This is a genomic window from Cohnella caldifontis, from assembly GCF_029360585.1.
GTDB classification, from domain to species: Bacteria; Bacillota; Bacilli; order Paenibacillales; family Paenibacillaceae; genus Cohnella; species Cohnella caldifontis.
Genome location: NZ_JAQZSJ010000050.1, coordinates 1 through 583 on the forward strand (window position 1 = coordinate 1; position 583 = coordinate 583).

Here is a 583-nt window from a genome sequence, read left to right on the forward strand (position 1 = left end):
TGTTAGGATAAGCCCTCGACCGATTAGTACCCGTCAGCTGCACGCGTTGCCGCGCTTCCACCCCGGGCCTATCAACCTGGTGTTCTTCCAGGGGTCTTACATACTGGGAAATCTCATCTTGAGGCGGGCTTCGCGCTTAGATGCTTTCAGCGCTTATCCCTCCCGCACTTGGCTACCCAGCGGTGCTCCTGGCGGAACAACTGGTACACCAGCGGTGCGTCCATCCCGGTCCTCTCGTACTAAGGACAGCCCCTCTCAAATTTCCTACGCCCGCGACAGATAGGGACCGAACTGTCTCACGACGTTCTGAACCCAGCTCGCGTACCGCTTTAATGGGCGAACAGCCCAACCCTTGGGACCTACTTCAGCCCCAGGATGCGATGAGCCGACATCGAGGTGCCAAACCTCCCCGTCGATGTGGACTCTTGGGGGAGATAAGCCTGTTATCCCCAGGGTAGCTTTTATCCGTTGAGCGATGGCCCTTCCATTCGGTACCACCGGATCACTAAGCCCGACTTTCGTCCCTGCTCGACTTGTAGGTCTCGCAGTCAAGCTCCCTTATGCCTTTGCACTCTTCGCGCGA

1 rRNA gene is annotated in these 583 nt (G+C 57.8%); it reads right to left on the bottom strand.

Annotation, left to right across the window (positions count from 1 at the left end):
- Positions 1-3: 3 nt before the first annotated feature.
- Positions 4-583: ribosomal RNA gene (locus tag PTZ19_RS25265) — 23S ribosomal RNA — on the bottom strand; the annotation flags it as partial.